At 71.5% G+C, this 18,766-nt stretch carries 17 protein-coding genes; 4 read left to right on the top strand and 13 right to left on the bottom strand.

Going from position 1 to position 18,766, the window contains the following annotated elements; genetic code table 11:
* Positions 1–204: 204 nt before the first annotated feature.
* Positions 205–2,070: a bifunctional diguanylate cyclase/phosphodiesterase gene (locus FIU88_RS15905; protein WP_152479857.1), complete on the top strand. Its 1,866-nt coding sequence runs from the start codon at positions 205–207 to the stop codon at positions 2,068–2,070.
* On the opposite strand, the gene FIU88_RS15900 is transcribed toward FIU88_RS15905, so the two are convergent.
* The 10 genes from FIU88_RS15900 to FIU88_RS15855 all read right to left on the bottom strand — a co-directional run bounded on the left by FIU88_RS15900 (position 2,023) and on the right by FIU88_RS15855 (position 11,171).
* The gene (locus FIU88_RS15900; RefSeq protein ID WP_152479856.1) at positions 2,023–2,538 is read right to left on the bottom strand and encodes a DUF2878 domain-containing protein; all 516 of its coding nucleotides are present in this window, start codon (positions 2,536–2,538) and stop codon (positions 2,023–2,025) included. The genes FIU88_RS15905 and FIU88_RS15900 overlap by 48 nt on opposite strands.
* On the bottom strand, positions 2,535–3,800 hold the full coding sequence (locus FIU88_RS15895) for a cyclopropane-fatty-acyl-phospholipid synthase family protein (protein ID WP_152479855.1): 1,266 nt from the start codon (positions 3,798–3,800) through the stop codon (positions 2,535–2,537). The genes FIU88_RS15900 and FIU88_RS15895 overlap by 4 nt, the downstream gene beginning before the upstream one ends.
* Positions 3,797–4,561: a DUF1365 domain-containing protein gene (locus tag FIU88_RS15890; RefSeq protein ID WP_152479854.1), complete on the bottom strand. Its 765-nt coding sequence runs from the start codon at positions 4,559–4,561 to the stop codon at positions 3,797–3,799. Before FIU88_RS15890 ends, FIU88_RS15895 begins: the two co-directional genes overlap by 4 nt.
* On the bottom strand, positions 4,558–5,892 hold the full coding sequence (locus tag FIU88_RS15885; RefSeq protein WP_152479853.1) for an NAD(P)/FAD-dependent oxidoreductase: 1,335 nt from the start codon (positions 5,890–5,892) through the stop codon (positions 4,558–4,560). Before FIU88_RS15885 ends, FIU88_RS15890 begins: the two co-directional genes overlap by 4 nt.
* Positions 5,889–6,680: an SDR family oxidoreductase gene (locus FIU88_RS15880; RefSeq protein WP_152479852.1), complete on the bottom strand. Its 792-nt coding sequence runs from the start codon at positions 6,678–6,680 to the stop codon at positions 5,889–5,891. Before FIU88_RS15880 ends, FIU88_RS15885 begins: the two co-directional genes overlap by 4 nt.
* Before the next feature lie 91 nt (positions 6,681–6,771).
* On the bottom strand, positions 6,772–7,212 hold the full coding sequence (locus FIU88_RS15875) for a nuclear transport factor 2 family protein (RefSeq protein WP_152479851.1): 441 nt from the start codon (positions 7,210–7,212) through the stop codon (positions 6,772–6,774).
* 95 nt (positions 7,213–7,307) lie between these two features.
* Positions 7,308–8,723, bottom strand: a complete 1,416-nt coding sequence (gene phrB / locus FIU88_RS15870) for a deoxyribodipyrimidine photo-lyase (protein WP_152479850.1) — start codon at positions 8,721–8,723, stop codon at positions 7,308–7,310.
* A gap of 12 nt (positions 8,724–8,735) precedes the next feature.
* Positions 8,736–9,647, bottom strand: a complete 912-nt coding sequence (locus FIU88_RS15865) for a MerR family transcriptional regulator (protein WP_016856379.1) — start codon at positions 9,645–9,647, stop codon at positions 8,736–8,738.
* A 91-nt stretch (positions 9,648–9,738) separates the two neighbouring features.
* Positions 9,739–10,113 (bottom strand): sirohydrochlorin chelatase, encoded by a 375-nt coding sequence (locus FIU88_RS15860; protein ID WP_152479849.1) that lies wholly within the window; start codon positions 10,111–10,113, stop codon positions 9,739–9,741.
* Positions 10,110–11,171, bottom strand: a complete 1,062-nt coding sequence (locus tag FIU88_RS15855; RefSeq protein ID WP_152479848.1) for an NAD(P)/FAD-dependent oxidoreductase — start codon at positions 11,169–11,171, stop codon at positions 10,110–10,112. Before FIU88_RS15855 ends, FIU88_RS15860 begins: the two co-directional genes overlap by 4 nt.
* 107 nt (positions 11,172–11,278) lie before the next feature.
* Here FIU88_RS15855 and FIU88_RS15850 point away from each other — a divergent pair, with 107 nt between their 5' ends.
* Positions 11,279–12,184, top strand: a complete 906-nt coding sequence (locus FIU88_RS15850) for a TIGR01777 family oxidoreductase (RefSeq protein ID WP_152479847.1) — start codon at positions 11,279–11,281, stop codon at positions 12,182–12,184.
* A 260-nt stretch (positions 12,185–12,444) separates the two neighbouring features.
* On the opposite strand, the gene rapA is transcribed toward FIU88_RS15850, so the two are convergent.
* Positions 12,445–15,384, bottom strand: coding sequence for an RNA polymerase-associated protein RapA (gene rapA, locus FIU88_RS15845; RefSeq protein WP_152479846.1), 2,940 nt, complete (start codon positions 15,382–15,384; stop codon positions 12,445–12,447).
* A 362-nt stretch (positions 15,385–15,746) separates the two neighbouring features.
* A complete protein-coding gene (locus tag FIU88_RS15840; protein WP_152479845.1) occupies positions 15,747–16,547 on the bottom strand; it encodes a TlpA disulfide reductase family protein in 801 nt (266 codons plus the stop codon).
* A 113-nt stretch (positions 16,548–16,660) separates the two neighbouring features.
* Here FIU88_RS15840 and FIU88_RS15835 point away from each other — a divergent pair, with 113 nt between their 5' ends.
* Together FIU88_RS15835 and FIU88_RS15830 are read left to right on the top strand one after the other, a co-directional pair.
* A complete protein-coding gene (locus tag FIU88_RS15835) occupies positions 16,661–16,891 on the top strand; it encodes a hypothetical protein (RefSeq protein ID WP_152479844.1) in 231 nt (76 codons plus the stop codon).
* Between the two features lie 127 nt (positions 16,892–17,018).
* Complete coding sequence (locus tag FIU88_RS15830; protein ID WP_152479843.1) at positions 17,019–17,471, top strand: universal stress protein; 453 nt, start codon at positions 17,019–17,021, stop codon at positions 17,469–17,471.
* A gap of 7 nt (positions 17,472–17,478) precedes the next feature.
* Here the strand turns inward: FIU88_RS15830 and FIU88_RS15825 are convergent, their stop codons facing one another.
* Positions 17,479–18,672, bottom strand: a complete 1,194-nt coding sequence (locus FIU88_RS15825) for a GAK system CofD-like protein (RefSeq protein ID WP_152479842.1) — start codon at positions 18,670–18,672, stop codon at positions 17,479–17,481.
* Positions 18,673–18,766 lie beyond the last annotated feature (94 nt).

Raw genomic sequence — 18,766 nt, 5'->3', positions numbered from 1 at the left:
ATGCCGTATCGAAACGGCATGGGCCGCCCTGGCGGCCACGCCTAGTCTACTGTTCGTGTCTCGCGAATGCACGCCGGCCGGGGTGCCGGAGGGTCATCGCCGTCGTCCGGGGTACAGTTATGTTCGCATCGGCCGATATGGTGACGATATGGCCCGCTCACAAGAGGGGGCAAACATTCATGTCGAAGAGTCGAGAGCGAAGCCATGTGGCCCGTGCTTTCCCTGAATCGCCCGCTGCTGTGGGTCTCGCTGGCTGCGGTTTCGGCCAGCGTCTGGCTGCCCGATGTCGGGCTGCGCGTCGCCGCCGTGCTGATCGCCGCGACCGGTCTGTGGGACGCCTGGCGTCAGGTGCGCCTGGAGCGCCTGCGCTCGCGGCTGGGGCAGGAGGCGCTGACGATGACCGAGGAGGGCGTGATCGTCACCGATGCCGACAACCGCATCCTGGTGGTCAATCCCGCCTTCACCCAGATCACCGGCTACGAGCAGGCCGAGGTGAAGGGCCTGAACGTCGCCTCCCTGGCGGCGCCGCGTCATGATTCGGCCTTCTTCGAGCGCTACTGGCAGACCCTGCACAGCACCGGCCGCTGGGAAGGCGAGATCTGGAATCGCCGCAAGCAGGGCGACGAGTATCCCGAATGGCTCAAGGTGCGCGCCGTCAGTGACGACCGGGGCCGGGTGCGCCACTACGTGTGCCTGTTCTCGGACATCTCGCTGCGCAAGGCCCGCGAGCGCGACCTGCGCCGCATCGGCTTCGAGGACCCGTTGACCGGGCTGCCCAACCGGCGTCGCCTGCATGACCTGCTGACCTCGCGGCTGCGCCACCTTCAGGCCGGCGAGAGCCTGGACATGGCGATGATCGATATCGACGCCTTCAAGGAGATCAACGACGGCCTCGGGGTCGAGATCGGCGACCGCCTGCTGGCGCGGGTCGGCGAGCGCCTGGCGCGCCAGGTGGCCGGCGGCGTGGTCGGGCGGCTCGGCGGCGACGAGTACATGGTCATCCGCACCACCACCTTCGACGACCACGAGCAGTGGGTGGCCGGCCTGCAGTCGCACCTGGGCGAACCCTTCGAGCTCGACGGCAACACCCTGCGCCTGGGGCTGACGGTGGGCAGCTGCCGCGCGCCGGAGGACGGCCGCGAGTCGAGCGTGCTGTTCCAGCGTCTGGAGTCGGCGCTCTACGCCGCCAAGCGTCACGGCCGCAACCACTGCCTGCGCTTCAAGCCGGCGCTGGACGTGCAGGAAGGACCGCGGCTGGCGCTGGTCAACGAGCTGCGCAACGCCCTGGCCTCCGGCGGCCAGCTGGAGCTGCACTATCAGCCCCAGTATCGTCTCGCCGACGACGGCCTGGCCGGCCTCGAGGCGCTGCTGCGCTGGCGTCATCCCCGCGACGGCATGGTCTCCCCGGGCGAGTTCATCCCCCTGGCCGAACGCCACGGCCTGATGGCGGCACTGGGTAACTGGGTGATCGACCACGCCCTGGCCCAGCTCGCGCACTGGCGCCGGCTGGGGATGCCCGAGGTGCCGGTGTGGATCAACATCTCGGCCATGCAGCTGTTCCAGGGCGACCTGGAGTCGGCGCTGGCCGCGGGGCTGGCGCGGCACAAGGTGCCGGCACGGCTGCTGGGCCTGGAGCTCACCGAATCGGTGCTGCTCGACGAGCGTGCCGGCGACGTGGCGCCGCGCCTCGAGGCCCTGCGCGAGCGCGGCCATCCGGTGGCCATCGACGACTTCGGCACCGGCTATTCGTCGCTCGGCTATCTCAAGCACCTGCCGCTGGACAAGCTCAAGCTCGATCGCGCCTTCATTCGGGCGCTGCCGGACGATCGCGCCGACACCGCCATCGTCGACGCGGTGCTGGCCATGGCCCGGGGGCTGGCGCTGGAGGTGGTGGCCGAAGGCGTGGAGACCCGCGCCCAGCGGGACTTCCTGCGCTCGGTGGGGTGTGAGCTGGTGCAGGGCTTCTTCTATGACCGGCCGCTGAGCGTGGACGCCCTGGAGACGCGCTGGCGCGAACGGGCCTCAGCCGAAGCGAGCGAGGTCGCCGCGTCGGCCGAGTCGATGGCATAGCCACAGGCACAGCGCCGCCCAGCACAGCGCCTCGACGGCCAGCAGCCAGGGGGCGAGGGTGACGCCGGCGAGCCGGGCGCCGGCATAGTAGGACAGCGGCCCGCTGGTCGCACCGCTGGCCGCCGCCAGCCAGGGGTGGCGCCACAGCCAGGCCAGGGAATGGTGCAGCAGGGTGGCGAACAGCGGCCACAGTAGCCACAGCCACGGTGGCAGCGGGCCGAGCAGGAGGGTCTCCGGCGGGAAGCGAAAGCCCCCGGCCAGCGCCAGGCCGCCGTCGATGGCGAGCCCCAGCCCCGCGAAACCCGCCAGCCAGCGCCATTCCCCCGGCCGTGCCTGCCAGCGCAGATGCGCCGCGATCACCCCGCCCGCCACGACGAGCCCCGCGAGGCTGCCGCCCATCACGCAGGCCAGCCAGCCCAGCTGGAACCCGGCCAGGTTGGCCAGCGCCCGCCAGACCCCTCGCGTCACACCGCCCCCGAGAGCGGCGCCGGCCGCGCGCCGGGCTTGGCCAGCAGCAGCTGGCTGGTGCCGATGGTGCGCTCCAGGAAGCCGCCTTCGCAGTAGCACAGGTAATAGCGCCACATGCGGATGAAGCGCTCGTCGTAGCCGAGCCGGCGCACGGTCTCCAGGTTGGCCTCGAAGCGGTGGCGCCACTCGCGTAGGGTGCGCGCATAGTGCTGGCCGATCTCGTCCAGGCCCACCAGGTTCAGCGAGGTGTGGCGGGTCAGGCCGTCGAGGATGACGCGGTGGGAGGGCAGGAAGCCGCCGGGGAAGATGTAGCGCTTGATGAAGTCCATCTCGCGCTTGGCGGTCTCGTAGCGCTGGTCGCGGATGGTGATGGCCTGCAGCATGGCCATGCCGTCGTCGGTCAGCAGCCGGTCGAGGGTGGTCAGGTAGGTCTCCAGATACTGGTGGCCGACCGCCTCGATCATCTCTACCGAGATCAGCCGGTCGAAGCGGCCCTCCAGTTCGCGGTAGTCGCGCTTGAGCAGGGTGACGCGGTCCTCGAGCCCCTCCTCGGCCAGCCGCCGGGCGGTGTGGGCATACTGCTCGTCGGAGATGGTGGTGGTGGTGACCCGGCAGCCGCGGGTGCGGGCGGCGTGGATGGCCAGCCCGCCCCAGCCGGTGCCGATCTCCAGCAGGTGGTGATGCGGACGCACGTCGAGGCGCTCGAGCATCAGGTCGAGCTTGTGGGTCGAGGCCTCCTCGAGGCTGGCGCCGGCGCGGGGGAAGACGGCGCTGGAGTACATCCAGTGGCGGCGGTCGAGGAAGGTCGCGAACAGGTCGTTGCCGATGTCGTAGTGGGCGGCGATGTTGCGCCGCGAGCCGCTCAGGCTGTTGCGCTGCAGTCGGTAGAGCGCGCCGAGCAGCCAGCGGCCGGCGCCGGCCAGGCCGCCCTCCATCTCGCCGTTGACCCGTTCCAGGTTGGCGGCGAACAGCCGCACCAGCGCCACCGGATCGTCGGCGTCCCAGTCGCCGTCCATGTAGGCCTCGCCGGCGCCCACGGTGCCGCCCAGCGCCATGCGCCGCCAGGCCCGCGAGTCGCGCACCACCAGGGTCACCGAGAGCGGGCCGCCGCGGCCCAGGCGGTGGCGCTGATGGCCCTCGATCAGGGTGACCTCGCCGCCTTCCAGACGATCCAGCTGGGGCAGCAGGCGAGCCTTGAGCCAGCGCGTCAGGCGGTCGCCCTCGGCCGGCTGTGGACGGGCGTTGGCGGTGCGTGTATTCACGGCGAACTCTCCTGATGGCGGGGATGGTCGTGGACGGGGACGCGCTTGAGCCACAGGCGCAGGGCCTCGAAATGGATGCCGGCGAGGGTCTTCAGCGCCATCGCCGGATGGCGGGCCAGGGTGGCCAGCAGCACGCCGCGGGTCGCCGGGCGGGCCTCCAGGCTCAGGCTGGCGTCTAAGTGGCGCTCGTCGCCGCGCCAGGTCTCCATGTTCAGGTTCAGGCGTTCGCCGGGGCTGTCGAAGCGCCAGCGGTAGCGCATGTCCATGGGGTTGAACGGCGAGACGTGCATGGCCTTGTCGAACTCGGCGCGATGGCCGTGGCGCCGCGGCTCGACCCGGCAGGCATAGGTGGTGCGCTCGCCCCAGGGGGTGTTGCTGACCTCGCCGAGCAGCGCGCGCAGCTCGCCGCGGGCGTCGTAGGCGTAGTACAGCGACACCGGATTGAAGCCCACGCCCAGGGTGCGCAGCTGGGTGAGCAGGCAGATGCGGCCGTCCGGGGCGTCGCCCAGCAGCCGCGTCAGCTCGGCGCGCACGGCGTCCTTGAGCGGCCGGTCGTGGGGCGCCAGGTAGTCCTCGCGGCGGAAGCGCGCCAGCGCCGGCCGCCGGGCGCTGAAGCCGGGCACGCCGTCGAACAGCTCCGGCAGCTCGTCGAGGTCGAGCCAGGCCATCCACAGCCGGTAACGGAAGGCGTGGGCCCGGGGCAGGAAGCGACGATGACGCAGCCAGCCGCGGTAGATGCGCGAGCGCGGGGCCTGGATCATGCCGGCACCTCCGTGGCCGCCCGGGCGCCGGCCGGCGCGTCGGGGTCGCAGCCCAGCGCCCGGGCGACCCGCAGCGCGCTCCACACGCCGTCCTCGTGGAAGCCGTTGCGCCAGTAGGCGCCGCAGAAGTGCGTGCGCCGGCCCGGCCCCGAGATCTCGGCGTGGCGGGCCTGGGCGTTCATCCCGGCGAGGCTGAACTGCGGATGGGCGTAGGTGTAGCGCCCGAGCACCCTGGCCGGGTCGACGCTGTCGCCGTCGTTGAGGGTCACGCAGAAGGTGTGCGGCGCCTCGAGGCGCTGCAGGATGTTCATGTCGTAGGTCACCGAGACCCGGGCGTCGTCGCCGCGGCCGTCGAGCCGGTAGTTCCAGCTCGCCCAGGCGCGCCGGCGGCGGGGCAGCAGGCGGGTGTCGGTGTGCAGCACCACCTCGTTGTCGTGGTAGGGCAGGGCGCCGAGGATCTGGCGCTCGGCGGGGCTGGCGTCGTCGAGCATCGCCAGCGCCTGGTCGGCGTGGCAGGCCAGCACCACCTGGTCGAAGCGCTCCTCGCCGGCGTCGCTGCGGACGCGGACTCCGTCGGCCTCGCGGCGCAGGCCGCGCACCGGCGTGGCCAGCCGGATGCGCTCGGCGTAGGGCGCGGTCAGCGCCGGAATGTAGGCCCGCGAGCCCCCGACCAGGGTGTACCACTGGGGGCGCTCGTTGACCGACAGCAGGCCGTGATGATGGAAGAAGCGCACGAAGAAGCGGGCCGGGAAGGCGCGCAGCTGGCCGATGCTGGCCGACCAGATCGCCGCGCCCATGGGCAGCAGGTAGTGGCGCTGGAAGCCCTCGCCGTAGCCGCCGGCGTCCAGGTAGTCGCCCAGGGTCAGGTCCGCCGGCAGGCGGTCGTCGACCATCGCCTGGGTGGCCTCGCGGTTGAAGCGCAGGATGTCGCGCAGCAGGCCATGGAAGCTCGGCCGCAGCAGGTTCGACCACTGGGCGAACAGCCGCGGCAGGCTGTGGCCGTTGTACTCGAAGTCGCGGGCCGTCTCGTGCACCGAGAAGCTCATCTCGGTGGGCTGGCTCTCCACGCCGAGGGTCGCCAGCAGGCGCCGGAAGTGGGGATAGGTCCAGTCATTGAAGACGATGAAGCCGGTGTCGATGGCGTAGTGGCGGCCCTCGAGCTCGACGTCCATGGTCGCGGTGTGGCCGCCGAGGCGGGTGTCGGCCTCGAACAGCGTGACCTCGTGGCGGCGGGACAGATACCAGCCGGCGGCCATGCCGGCGATGCCGCTGCCGATCACCGCGATGCGCTGGCGGCCCTGGGGAGAGGCGGGAGTGGCGAGCGACGTCATGACGAGGCCTCCGTGTCGGCGCCGCGGGCCAGGCGCCGCCCGAGGCGGAAGCGCAGCCCCGGCGGCAGGATGCCCAGCAGCTTGAGCGGCAGGGTGAAGCGGCGCGGGAAGTGGACGTCGAGGCGATGGGCCTCGAGGCCCTTGAGGATCGCCTCGGCGGCCTGATCGACGCCGACCCGCATTGGCATCGGGAAGTCGTTGCGATCGGTCAGCGGCGTCTTCACGAAGCCGGGATGAATGAGGCTGACGTCGATCTCTTCGCCGGCCAGATCGAGGCGCAGCGATTCCAGGAAGTGGCTGAGCGCGGCCTTGGAGGCGCCGTAGGCCTCGGCGCGGGGCAGCGGCAGATAGGCCGAGGCGCTGGAGGTGGCGGCCAGCAGCGGCCGGCCACCCCGGGCCCTGGCCCGGCGCAGCAGCGGCAGCGCCGCTTCCACGCCGTGCAGGGCACCGAAGAAGTTGGTGGCGAAGACTCGCTCGATCAGCGCGGCGTCGAAGGTGCCGGCCTCGAGATATTCGCAGGTGCCGGCGTTGAGGATCGCCAGGTCGAGGTGGCCGAAGCGGGCGGAGATGCGATCGCCGGCGGCCAGCACGGCAGCCCGGTCGCCGACGTCCAGCGGCAGCAGCAGGGCGTTGTCGCGCTCGCCGGCCAGTTCCTGCAGGGCGTCCGAGCGGCGGGCGCTGAGGGCGACCCGATGGCCCTGGTCGAGCAGCCGTGTCGCCAGCGCCCGGCCGATGCCGGATGTCGCGCCGGTCAGCCAGATGCAGCGGGGCGTGTGGGGTGCCGTCATGTCGTCTCCTCGCGTCCTGCGATGTCTCTTGTTAGGGATACGCGGGTCACGGCCTGCGGGTTTCAGCCGTATGGCTCGAGGGGCGGGCCCCTCAGCCTCCCGCGCGGCGCTTGAGCCAGCGGATCACCGTGCCCAGCAGCGGCAGTCGCTCATATAGTAGTTCGCCGGCGTCGAAGTAGTCCCGGTGCTCACTCACCCGCCCCGATCCGTCGTCGGCGAAGACCAGCCGCGAGGCACCCTCCACCGTGATGTCCCTGCCGCCCGCCAGCCGCCGATGGGCCAAGTGCATCGTCCAGGTCACGAAGGCGATGTCGCCGTGACGCTGACGCTCGTGAAAGGTGAAGCGACACGCCGTGACGTTCTCGTACAGGGCGGCGAAGTAGGCTTCCAGGGCCGGCAGGCCGTCGATGCGATGCAGCGGGTCGGTGAATGCAATGTCTGGAGTATATATCTTGTACAGATTTTTTGTACAGGAATTGTCCAGCTTGTTGTAGAAGGCGCAGAAGGCCTCCAGGTCCGGATCGGGTGACATGACGGCCTCCTGGGCGAGGGAAGATGGAGAAGCGGGAGCGGGGCGTGATCGGGGGAACAGGAACCGGGAGACGCGGCCGGGAAGACGCGCCCGCCTCAGGCAGCGGGCAGGTTCTTGAACGCGTCCAGCGCCCGGGCGCGGGCGGCCTTGTGGTCGACGATGGGCGGCGGATAGTCGACGCCGCTCAGCAGGTCGTTGCCCGGGGCGTGACGGGCCTTGGGCGACAGCTCGGCGAGCTCCGGCAGCCATTCGGCGAGGAAGCGGCCTTCCGGGTCGAAGCGCTGGGACTGGGTGGTGGGGTTGAAGATGCGGAAGTAGGGCGCGGCGTCGGTGCCGGTGGAGGCCGCCCATTGCCAGCCGCCGTTGTTGGCGCCGAACTCGCCGTCGACCAGGTGGCGCAGGAAGAAGGCCTCGCCGCGGCGCCAGTCGATTAGCAGATGCTTGGACAGGAACATGGCGGTGACCATGCGCAGTCGGTTGTGCATCCAGCCGGTGGCGACGAGCTGGCGCATGGCGGCATCGACGATGGGGTAGCCGGTGCGCCCCTCGCACCAGGCCCGGAAACCGGCCTCGTCGTCGCGCCACGGCAGCGCCTCGGTGTGACGCTGGAAGGCGCGGTGGCGGCACACCCGCGGGAAGCCGGCGGCGATGTGCTGGTAGAACTCGCGCCAGATCAGCTCGCCGACCCAGGCCGTGAGGCCGGCGTCACCGTCGGCCAGGGCGCCATCGTTCTCGGCCATCACCGCCTGCATGCACTGGCGATGGGAGATCATGCCCAGTGCCAGGTAGGGCGAGAGCTCGCTGGTGCCGCGGATCGCCGGGAAGTCGCGCTGGTCGCCGTAGTGGCGGCCGCGAAAGCGCAGGAAGCGCTCCAGGCGGTCCCCGGCCGGGCCCTCGCCGGCGGGCCACAGGCGGCCGTCGATCGGGGCGTCTTCGAGCTCGGGCAGCTCGGGAATCGGGTCGGGGGCGACGGGCAGGCTGGCCTGGGGCTCGGGCGCGTCGTGCAGCGCCAGCCGCTCGGCGGTGATCGCCTTGTGCCAGGCCTTGGCGAAGGGCGTGAAGACGCCGTAGACGTCGCCCTTGCCGGTCAAGAGCTCGCCCGGGGCGAAGGCCACGGCGTCGCGATGGCCGTGGGCGGCCAGGCCGGCGTCCTCGAAGGCCTCGATCACCGCGGCGTCGCGGCGCGCCTCGTCGAGGGGATACTCGCGGTTGAAGTGCAGGGCCTCGGCGCCGAGCTCCCGGGCCAGGTCGAGCAGCATCGCCGGGGCCTCGTCGAAGCGCTCGATGTCGCGATGCAGCAGCGGAATGTTGAGCCCGGCCAGCGACTCCGACAGCGCGGCGACGCCGCGTCGGGTGAAGTCGAGCTTGTTGGCGCCGTGGCCATGCTGCTGCCACTGGGGCAGGCAGCGCAGGAAGACGCCGATCACCGGGCCACGGCGGGCCGCGGCGGCCAGGGCGGTGTTGTCGTGGATGCGCAGGTCGCTGCGGAACCAGACCAGGGTCGGGGACATCGGCGCCTCCGTTCAGGCGGCTTGGGTCAGGGATTTCAGACGCGTCATGGCGTGGCTCAGGTCGTCGCCGAGCAGCTCCACGCCGGAGGCGTCGAGGTCGGCCGCGCGGATGCGCGCCACCGGCCCGCACAGCGCCACCGGCACCTCGAGCTGCTCGGCCAGGCGCGGCAGCTGGCGGCGGATCAGGTCGGCGCGCTCGGCGCGGCCGCTGGCCAGCAGCAGGGCGGTGGCATGGAAGCGCTCCACGGCCAGCGTCAGCTCCTGGGGCGGCAGCGCGGCGTCGAGCCACTGCACGCGATAGCCGCGATCGGCGGCGGCCAGGGCGGCCAGCAGCCCCCACATCGGGCCGTCGTCGGGCAGCGGCACGATCAGCAGCGTGGCCTCGCCGGCCTGGGCGTTGGCGTGATACAGCCGGGTGCCGATGCGGGTGCGCAGGAAGGCTTCCAGGGTGCGGCGCTGGAGGTCGGCGCCCAGGCGATCGTCCCAGCGCTCCTCCAGCTCGCGCAGCACCGGCTGCCACAGCTCGTCGAGGCAGGTGGCCACCGGATAGAGCGCCAGCGCCTGATTGAACAGCGCTTCCAGGCGTTCGAGGTCCAGCGCCTCGACGGCGGCCAGCAGCTGGCGGCGCTGGCTGTCCCAGTCGCCGGCCGCGGGCGGCGGCGCCTCCACGGCCTCGGGCTGTTCCAGCAGTTCGCGGACCTGGCTGACGGGGACGCCGCGGTTGAGCCATTGCAGGATGCGTTCGACGCGGGCGATGTCGTCCTTGGCATAGAGTCGGTGGCCCTTGGGGGTGCGCTTGGGCTGGATCAGCCCGTAGCGGCGCTCCCAGGCACGCAGGGTCACGGCATTGACGCCGGTCAGGCGCGAGACTTCGCGGATCGGATAGAGCGGCGCATCGGCCGGATGGTTCGCCTGATCGCTCATGCGGTCTCTGCCTCGGTGAGATCGGTGACGGAAGGGGTGTCGCTTCAACCACCAATTTTGTACAAAAGGCGGTCGATGTACAACACGACGATCAGTCGCTCTCGCCGGCTCGTTCGGCGATCACCGCCGCCAGGGCCTCGACGAAGGCCGGATGCTCGCCCACCGGCGGCAGCAGCGTCAGCTGCACCTCGGGGTGCGCCTCGCCGAGGGCCTCGACCTGGCCGGGCACGTCCTTGCGCAGGTGGCGGCCGGCGGCGAAGAACAGCGGCAGGATCTCGGCGCGCTCGACGCCCTCGGCCGCCAGCTCGGCCACGGTGTCCTCCAGCGAGGGGGGGCAGATCTCCATGTAGGCCAGGCGCAGCGGGGTGGAGAGCCGCGCGGAGAGCTGTTCGGCGAGACGCTCGAAGGGCGCGCGCCAGTTGGGGTCGCTGGAGCCGTGGGCCATCAGGATCAGGGCATTGTTCATGTCGGGAAATCTCCAGGGTCGGAAAGGCGATGGCACAGCGCCTCGCCCAGGTGGTGGCCGGACAGCCAGGCGTCCTCGATGCGCCCGCCGCGCCAGCCGTCGCCGCACAGCGCCAGGCCGGTGTCCGTCAGGCGATGGTCATCGCCCGGCGCCACCGCGCCGGGCTCGGCATAGCGCCAGCGATGGGCGCCGCGCGCCTGCACCGCCGGCAGGCCGGCGGCGGGCCGGAGCGTCTCGAGCGCGGCGTTCAGGGCGGCGAGCAGGTCTTCGGCCACGGCATCGGGGGCGTCCTCGAGCCGGCGTTCGCTCCAGTCGAGATCGGCCAGCAGGGTGATGAGCTCGGGCGCATCCTCGCGGCCGGGCTTGGTGCGGTGGCGGACCACGCGCTTCAGCGGGCCCTCGTCGAACTGCAGCAGCGGCCAGCCGGCCTCGGCGCCGGGCAGCGCGAGCGGCGCCTCGAGGCGGGCCCAGGCCGCCCAGCAGGCGCGCTGGGGCAGCTGCCGGCATTCGCTCGCGAGCCCCGGCGCATGGGGTGCGATCAGGCCCTCGGCCTGGGGCGCGGGCAGCGCCAGGCTCACCGTGGCGAAGGGGCCGTGCGTGTTGCCGCGCTCGTCGGCGAGCCGCCAGCCGTCGCCGTCGCCGTCGCCGTCGCGCGCCAGCGACACGATGCGGGTGGCGGCGCGCAGGGTCAGGCCGCGGGCCAGATGGCGCGTGACCGCGCTCATCCGCGGCGTGCCGGTGTAGCGGGGGCGGCCGTCGGCCCGCCGCGTCGCCCGGCCCGCTGCCAGCCGCCACAGGGCGTCGGGCCAGGGCGCGGCCACGCCGGCCTTCACCCAGGCATCCACCTGCCGCCGGAAGGCCGGGTGGGCGGCGCGAAAGCTCTGGGCGCCGAGCTCGATGGCGCCTTCCTCGAGCCGGCGGCTGGACATCCGGCCGCCGGGGCCGCGAGCCTTGTCGAACACGGTGACGTCGTGGCCGGCCTCCGCCAGCGCACGGGCGCAGGCCAGGCCGGCGATGCCGGCCCCGATCACGGCGTGGGAAGAGGGCGTCGAAGTCATGTCGGGCTCATGCAGTCAACGGGGTTTACCGCTAGACTAACAGACCTGTACAAAGCCTGTATAACACTTGCTCGGCGCCATCCAAGGAGCCCGGAATGGAGAGCGGTATGCGCATATTGATCACCGGAGGCAGCGGTTTCGTCGGTCAGGCCCTGTGCCGTCGACTGATCACGGACGGGCATCGGGTACAGGTGGTGTCGCGGGACCCCGCCCAGGCGCGGCTCCGGCTGCCTGAGGGCGTCGACGTGCGGCGCTCGGCACTGGACTTCGTCGATACGCCCCCGGCGGCGCTGGTCAACCTGGCCGGCGAGCCGATCGCCGGCAAGCGCTGGAGCGAGGCGCAGAAGGAGCGGCTGCTGGATTCCCGCCTCGATGCCACCCGCGAGCTGGTGCAGCTCTGCGAGCAGCTCAAGGCGTCGCATGGGCACGCGCCCTCGGTGCTGGTCTCGGCCTCGGCCATGGGCTATTACGGCGACCAGGGCGAGACGGTGGTCACCGAGGAGACGCCGCCCCACGACGAATTCGCCCATCGCCTCTGCCAGCGCTGGGAGGAGGCCGCCGAGGGCGTGACGGCCTTCGGCACCCGGCTGGCGATCCTGCGCCTGGGCCTGGTGCTGGACGCCGGCGGCGGCATGCTGCAGCGCCTGCTGCCGCCCTTCAAGCTGGGGCTCGGCGGGCGCCTGGGCGACGGCACCCAGTTCATGCCCTGGGTGCATCGCCAGGATCTGGTGAACGCCATCCTGCTGCTGCTCGAGCGCGACGACCTGCAGGGGGCCTTCAACGGCAGCGCCCCGCACCCGGTCACCAATGCCGTCTTCACCCGCCTGCTGGCGCGGCATCTGCATCGCCCGGCGCTGCTGCCGGTGCCGGCCAAGGCGCTGGAGATCGGCCTCGGCGAGATGTCGCGGCTGCTGCTGACCGGCGCCGACATGCGCCCGGCGCGCCTGGAGGAGGCGGGCTTCGCGTTCCGCTTCCCGACCCTGGAGGAGGCGCTGACCGATATCCTCGGCTAGGTACACGCTGAAATCAGCGCGTCCCTTTCGTATCGCCATGTCCTGAAACAACGAGCCCCCGCCGGCAGCGTGCCGGCGGGGGCTCTTAATATCGAAAGGCCGATTGCGTCGGGATGAGCTTTCGGCGTCAAGGCGTCACGAGGGCGCTATGAACCCATCCCTGGGCGCTTCTTTGGCCTTCCATGGCCAAAAACCCCTCGTGCCACCTTGTCCCCTGCGCTCATGCTGGCTGGTGTGGCGACGGCTCGAAGGGCTAGGGCCTAGCGGGAGTTCTCGTCGATGGTGACGATGACCCGCACCGCGTCCAGCCGCAGCCGGGTGCCCTCGATGGCGGCGTCCAGGGCGGCGCGCTCCTCGCGCAGCGCCGTCAGCTCGTCCTCGCGCACCGCCGGGTTGCGGCGGGCCAGGGCCTCCAGGCGGGTCAGCTCGGCGTCCAGCGCCTCGCGCATGCGGGTCTGGGCGGCCTCGACGATGGTCGGCAGCTCGCGTTCGGCCTCGGTCTCGGCGCGGTCGAGCAGGTCGCGGAGCTGCTCGTGGCGGCTCTTGATCAGGTCGCGGGCGGCGGCCTTCTTGACCTTCTGCAGGTTCTTCGAGAGCCCGGTGAAGGAGACCTTGGCGGTCAGGTTGGCGCCGGACTCGTCGAGCAGCACGCGCACCGCGGTGGGCGGCAGGAAGCGGTTGAGGTGCAGCCGCTTGGGCGCCGGGCAGTGGGTGCGGAACACCAGCTCGGCCATCAGCCGGCCGCCGGGGATCGACGGATGCTTGAGCAGCGCCAGGGCGGTGTTGCCCATGGTGCCGTCGAGGATGCGGCCCATCATCTCGCGGGTCAGCGGGTGCTCCCAGGACAGGCGCTGAACGTCGTCGCGGCCCAGGGCGCGCTCGCGGGAGAAGGTGGCCGAGAAGCCGTCCTCGCCCTTCACCAGCCCCGGCAGGCCGTCGAGCATCTGCGGGCCGGGCTTGAGGTGCTGGATGTCGTTGCCGATGTCCTTGGCATCCACGCCGAAGATGTCCAGCGCCTGGTCGATGTAGCGGCGCAGGGCGCGGTCCTCGTCGAGCTCGCGGATCGCCTCGATGGTCTGCTCGGCGCGCTCCGGGCGGCAGGCGTTGAGTTCGAGCAGGCGGTTGCGGCCGGCGTCGCGCTCGGCCATGCGGCGGTCGAACAGTTCGCGGGTGTCCGTGATCACCTCGTCGAGGCTCTCCTCGTCGAGCAGGGCGTCGGCCAGGGCGTCGCCGAAGGCGTCGAACAGCTCGCCGCCCAGGCCGTGGGGCGCGCTGAAGGCGTCCATGCCGTCCTGGTACCAGCGCAGCAGCTGCTCGCCGGGGCTGGCGGCGAACACCGGCACGTGCAGCTCGATGGCGTGGCGCTGGCCGATGCGGTCGAGGCGGCCGATGCGCTGCTCGAGCTGGTCCGGGTGCAGCGGCAGGTCGAACATCACCAGGTGGCGGCAGAACTGGAAGTTGCGGCCCTCGGAGCCGATCTCCGAGCACACCAGCACCTGGCAGCCGTCCTCGTCGTCGGCGAAGGCGGCGGCGGCGCGGTCGCGCTCGACCAGGGTCAGGTCCTCGTGGAACACCGGCGCCTGCACGCCGCCCAGCACGCGCAAGCCGTCGGCCAGGCCCTGGGCGGTCTCGCGGTCGTGGGCGATGACCAGGATCTTGTCGTCGCCGAGCTCGGTGATCCGCTCCAGCAGCCAGGTCACGCGCGGGTCGAACTGCCACCAGGGCTCGGCGTTGAGCGGGTCGTTGGCCAGCGCCTGGTACATGGTGTCGAGATAGACCAGCACCTCGGGGTGGTCGAGGCCGGTCTCGATCAGCAGCTCGTCGAGGTAGTCCTCGTCGCGGCCCAGGCGGCGCAGCACCCGGCGGTAGGCGGAGGGCAGCTCGAGGCGGTCGACGTGCAGGCGACGCTCGGGGAAGCCGCCGACGTGGCGGCGGCTGTTGCGGAACATCACCCGGCCGGTGCCGTGGCGGTCGAGCAGCTGCTCGCGCAGCTGGTCGCGGGCGGCGGCCTGCTGGTCGTCGCCGCTCTCGGCATCGGCCAGGGTGGCGAGCAGCGCGGCGCTGTCGGGATCGTCGCTGACGGCGGCCACGGCCTCGCGGTCGGCGGCCTCGCCGGGCAGGCGCTCCAGGGCGTCGATGGCGGCGGCCACCTCGGCGTAGTGGTGCTCTTCCTCCTGGAAGGCCTCCAGGCTGTGGTAGCGATCCGGGTCGAGCAGGCGCAGCCGGGCGAAGTGGCTGGCCTGGCCCATCTGCTCCGGGGTGGCGGTCAGCAGCAGCACGCCGGGAACGCTGGCGGCCAGGCGCTCCACGCAGGCATAGCCGGGGCCGACCTCATCGGCGTTCTCGCTCCACTCCAGGTGGTGGGCCTCGTCGGCGATCAGCAGATCCCAGTCGACGGCCTCGGCCTGGGCCTGGCGGTGCGGGTTGGCGAACAGCCAGTCCTGGCTGGCCAGCACCAGCTGGCCGGACTCGAAGGGGTTGCCGTCGCCCTGGGCCAGGCTCTGCTGCTCGTCGAGCAGGGTGACTTCCAGCGAGAAGCGGCGCAGCAGCTCCACCAGCCACTGGTGGGTGAGGCTCGCCGGCACCAGGATCAGGGCGCGCTCGGCGCGGCCGCTGAGCAGCAGGCGGTGCAGGATCAGGCCGGCCTCGATGGTCTTGCCGAGCCCGACCTCGTCGGCCAGCAGCACGCGCGGCGCCTGGCGCCGGGAGATCTCGTCGGCGATGTAGAGCTGGTGCGGGATCAGGTCGATGCGCGGACCGGCCAGGCCCAGCGCCGGGTTCTGCTCGGTGCGATGGTGGTGGTGCAGGGTGCGAAAGCGCAGGTCGAACCAGTCGTTGCGGTCGACCTGGCCGGTCAGCAGGCGGTCGCGGGCCTGGTCGAACCGCATGGAGTCGGCCAGCCGCGCCTCGGGCAGCTCGCGGGTCTCGCCCTGGTCGTCCTCGCCGATGTAGACGATCAGGCCGCGGGATTCCTTGCTGTCGTCGACGGTCATCTCCCAGCCTTCGGCGCTCTGGATGCGGTCGCCGCTGCCGAAGATCACCCGGGTCAGGGGGGCATGCTGGGTGCTGTAGGTCCGGGTTTCCTGGCTGGCGCCGAAGAGCACGGTGATGCTGCGGGCGTCGCAGTTGAGGATGGTGCCCAGGCCGAGTTCGGCCTCGCCATCGCTGATCCAGCGCTGACCGGGAGAGAAGTCGCTCATGATGCCTCGGGGGATGCTAGGGATCTGGTCTCGTGCCGCGGGCCACACCCGACCCTCGGCGACAGGGCGCGGTATCTTACAGCAATCCCCGGCGCGGCTTAAGAGGCTTCCCGGCGTTTCCCCTAGCGATCTCGGTTCGCCTCGGATGATGTCTCAATCGTCGGCAAGCCTGCGAGCGGGGCCGGCCTTCCGGAAACGCATGAATACTTCCCTGTAGCTCCCGGCGCCCTGCGGCGCTCTCGCGTCCCGCTACGCTTGCAGGACCGGTGCTGGCCCTCCATGGCCAGCCCGTTCGGAGGAATCCTCCTCACCCATGGCGCAGGAGTTCCTCTACGGCTTGCCGACGTGGTCGGAACTGGTGCCTACTCCGCGTCCAGCCAGCCGTCGAGGGTCGCTTGGGTCAGCTCGCCGACGTGGCGCTCCCGGGTGCGGCCCTCGGCGTCGAACAGCAGGGTGGTCGGCAGTCCCGGGGCATCGCTGGCCACCATCAGCGACTGGCGCGGGTCGAGCAGGGCGTGTTCGAAGGTGAGTCCCTGGGCATCGAGATAGCGTGCCACCGGCAGCAGGTCCTCGCCCTGGTTGACCACCACCACGGTGACGTCGTCCCGGGCGTCGGTTTCGGCGAGCAGCGGCAGCTCGCGGCGGCAGGGCGGGCACCAGGTCGCCCACAGGTTGACGATGACCGGCTCGCCCGAGAGCTCGGTCAGGTTCACCGGCTCGCCCTCGAGGTTCTCGAGCGTCAGCTCGGGCAGGGCGCGCGGGGTGACCCCGCTGCCCAGCGGCGCCCAGCTCATCAGCGACAGCCAGGCCAGGGTGGCGCCGATCGTCAGGCCCTGGGCGCCGAGCATGACGGCCAGGCGGTCGCGCAGCACCCAGGCGCTCCAGGCCAGGGCGACGATCAGGCCGGTCAGGGCATGGTAGCCCGGCAGCCACAGCTTCAGGGTGTCCAGCGGGGAGGCCTCGTAGGCGGGCAGGTTCAGCGCCACATGGCCGAGCCGCGCGCCGACCAGCCAGGCGATGATCAGGCCGTTGAACCAGCGCGCTCGGCGGGCGCGCGGCAGGCGCAGCGTCAGGGCGGCCACGACGAGCAGCAGCAGGGCGCAGGCCAGGGCGTAGAGGCGGGGCAGGGGAAGCAGCACGGGCCCGAGGGCGATGGCATCCATGGGGGCTCTCTCGAGGCAGGGTCGGCGCGTGGGGCCGGACCGGGTACACTGGGCGGGTTATCCTCGCCAAGCCTACTGTCGGCGGGCGGGGCTGTCATCCAGCGGGAGCACACATGGCACGACAGGCCTTCGACACCCTGCGGGCCCTGGCCATCGCCAGCCAGGCCCTGGGCTTCATCCTCATCATTACCCTGGAGACCGTGCTCGGTGACGCGGCGCGCGTGTGGCAGGGCTGGACCCTGGCCGCCATGGTGGCGGTCGCACTGTGGATCGCCCTGGTGCGGCTCTATCGGCGCAACAGGGCGCGCAAGGCCATGGCGCGTCGCCTGGGCGACGACGACTGAGCCCGGCCCGCGGCTTGATGTCCGTCAAGCTCGCGGGCGATCCCCGGCCGCCTGCGTCGCCAGCGACTAGGCTGGAAGGACAGCGGGAAGCGGAGCGCTTCCCTCGATCCGCCCGCAGGAGGCCACCATGTATCAGTCCATTCTCGTGCCCGTCGACGGCTCCGAACACTCCGCCAAGGCGCTGGGCGTCGCGGCACAGCTGGCGCGGGGCTCCTCCGCGTCGCTGATCCTGCTGACCGTGGCCGAGTATCCGCCCGGCAACATGGGGCTGTTCACCGGCGGCATGCCCGAGCCCTTCACCACGGACAACTGGAACGAGATCGCCGATGCGCTGAAGGCCGACGCCGACGATGCCCTGCAGAAGGTCCGCGACGCCGTCGACCTGAGCGGCCTCGAGGTCGAGTCGGTGGTGCGTCAGGGCACGCCGGCCGAGACGATCCTCCATGAGGCGTCGCGACGCGGCGTCGATGCCATCGTGATGGGCAGCCGCGGGATCAGCGACATGCACGGCATGATCTTCGGCAGCACCTCGCACAAGGTCAGCCATGTCGCCGAGTGCTCGGTCATTACCGTGGCCTGATGCCCGCCTACACCAGCGACAGCAGGGCCGTGGCCAGCAGGTCGGGATCGTAGTGGGGCGTGCCGCTCTCGCCGATCAGCCGGGTGTCGATCAGGGTGATGCCGAGGTCGGCCAAAAAGGCGTCGGACAGCTCGCCGGGGTAGTCGCCGCGCGCCCGGTCGAGCAGCACGAAGTTCACCAGCTCATGGGCCGGACAGGCCTCGCCGATGTCGCGGCGCAGGGTGTCGAGCAGCACGGTGATCTGCTGCTCCAGGCCCAGGCCGGCCTGCTCGGGGTCGGGGCTCGAGTTGGGGATGAACACCTTGGGGCAGCGGTTGGCATGGATCGCCCGGCCGACACCCTCCGGCAGCAGGTTGGCCAGCAGGCTGGAGTAGAAGCTGCCCGGCGGGTAGCAGATCAGCTCGGCGGAGGCGATCAGCCGGCGGTTCTTCTTGCGCAGCCTGGCGGTGATGGGCTCGTCGCGGTCGCGACTGGCCGAGAGCTCGATGCCGGCGATGGGCGAGGTCAGCGGCGCGACCTCCTTGCCGGTGATGCGGTGCTGGCCCAGCACCCGGCGGCCGTCTTCCAGGGTGACCGCCAGGTGGTAGTCCTTGTTGACCACGGCGCGCACCGTGCCGCGCACGTGCACCAGCTTGGAGAACAGGAAGATGATCGGGTCGAGCTGCTGATGGTTGTTCAGGTAGCCGCCGGCGAGGATCAGGTTGCCGATGCTGGCGCCGCGCAGGTCGAAGTCCGCGGGCATGGCCTCGCGGAAGAAGCCGAGCTGGTGGCAGATCAGCCGGCGCATGGGGTTGGAAATGTCGTGGGTCAGCGGGTGGCGCCCGCTCACCAGCTCGTCGAGGGTCGCGCGCAGGGCCGCCGGCTCGCCGTCCTTCGGCAGCCGATGGGTGAACAGCCGGTAGACCTCGGGATGGCCGAGGATGGAGTCGTCGGCCAGCGCCATCAGCCGGCTGCGCAGGTCGCCGATGGCGGGCATGTCGAAGGCCTCGCGCAGCTTGGCGGAGCTGCCGCCGGAGTCGAAGGGCGTCACCAGGTGGATGGAGTTGTGGGTGTAGTGCTGCAGCCGCCGCGACATGCCGTTGAGGGCCGAGCCGCCGCTGAAGAACAGCAGCCGCGGGCCCAGTTCCGGGGCCTTCTGATAGCGCTGGACCCGCAGCGGATCGGGTACCCGGGCGGTGCGGGTGACGCGGACGTCGACCATGCCTTCGATCTTCCCTGTGCTGGAGTTTTCCGCGCTCAGGGTGCCTGTTTTCCGCGGACTTGTCGCCTGGCCGGCGGTCGAGTGCGTTGTCACA

Origin of the sequence: Halomonas sp. THAF12, from assembly GCF_009363675.1 — a bacterium.
GTDB classification, from domain to species: domain Bacteria; phylum Pseudomonadota; class Gammaproteobacteria; order Pseudomonadales; family Halomonadaceae; genus Halomonas; species Halomonas smyrnensis.
Note: the sequence above shows the minus strand (reverse complement) of the source record. Positions and strands in the feature narration are given on the sequence as shown.

Excerpts from the sequence above, each read along its gene's own strand:
- FIU88_RS15905 (WP_152479857.1), top strand. The coding sequence starts at position 205 with ATGTGGCCCGTGCTTTCCCTGAATCGCCCGCTGCTGTGGGTCTCGCTG.
- FIU88_RS15890 (WP_152479854.1), bottom strand. The coding sequence starts at position 4,561 with ATGATCCAGGCCCCGCGCTCGCGCATCTACCGCGGCTGGCTGCGTCAT.
- FIU88_RS15885 (WP_152479853.1), bottom strand. The coding sequence starts at position 5,892 with ATGACGTCGCTCGCCACTCCCGCCTCTCCCCAGGGCCGCCAGCGCATC.
- FIU88_RS15880 (WP_152479852.1), bottom strand. The coding sequence starts at position 6,680 with ATGACGGCACCCCACACGCCCCGCTGCATCTGGCTGACCGGCGCGACA.
- FIU88_RS15875 (WP_152479851.1), bottom strand. The coding sequence starts at position 7,212 with ATGTCACCCGATCCGGACCTGGAGGCCTTCTGCGCCTTCTACAACAAG.
- phrB (WP_152479850.1), bottom strand. The coding sequence starts at position 8,723 with ATGTCCCCGACCCTGGTCTGGTTCCGCAGCGACCTGCGCATCCACGAC.
- FIU88_RS15865 (WP_016856379.1), bottom strand. The coding sequence starts at position 9,647 with ATGAGCGATCAGGCGAACCATCCGGCCGATGCGCCGCTCTATCCGATC.
- FIU88_RS15860 (WP_152479849.1), bottom strand. The coding sequence starts at position 10,113 with ATGAACAATGCCCTGATCCTGATGGCCCACGGCTCCAGCGACCCCAAC.
- FIU88_RS15855 (WP_152479848.1), bottom strand. The coding sequence starts at position 11,171 with ATGACTTCGACGCCCTCTTCCCACGCCGTGATCGGGGCCGGCATCGCC.
- FIU88_RS15850 (WP_152479847.1), top strand. The coding sequence starts at position 11,279 with ATGCGCATATTGATCACCGGAGGCAGCGGTTTCGTCGGTCAGGCCCTG.
- rapA (WP_152479846.1), bottom strand. The coding sequence starts at position 15,384 with ATGAGCGACTTCTCTCCCGGTCAGCGCTGGATCAGCGATGGCGAGGCC.
- FIU88_RS15840 (WP_152479845.1), bottom strand. The coding sequence starts at position 16,547 with ATGGATGCCATCGCCCTCGGGCCCGTGCTGCTTCCCCTGCCCCGCCTC.
- FIU88_RS15835 (WP_152479844.1), top strand. The coding sequence starts at position 16,661 with ATGGCACGACAGGCCTTCGACACCCTGCGGGCCCTGGCCATCGCCAGC.
- FIU88_RS15830 (WP_152479843.1), top strand. The coding sequence starts at position 17,019 with ATGTATCAGTCCATTCTCGTGCCCGTCGACGGCTCCGAACACTCCGCC.
- FIU88_RS15825 (WP_152479842.1), bottom strand. The coding sequence starts at position 18,672 with ATGGTCGACGTCCGCGTCACCCGCACCGCCCGGGTACCCGATCCGCTG.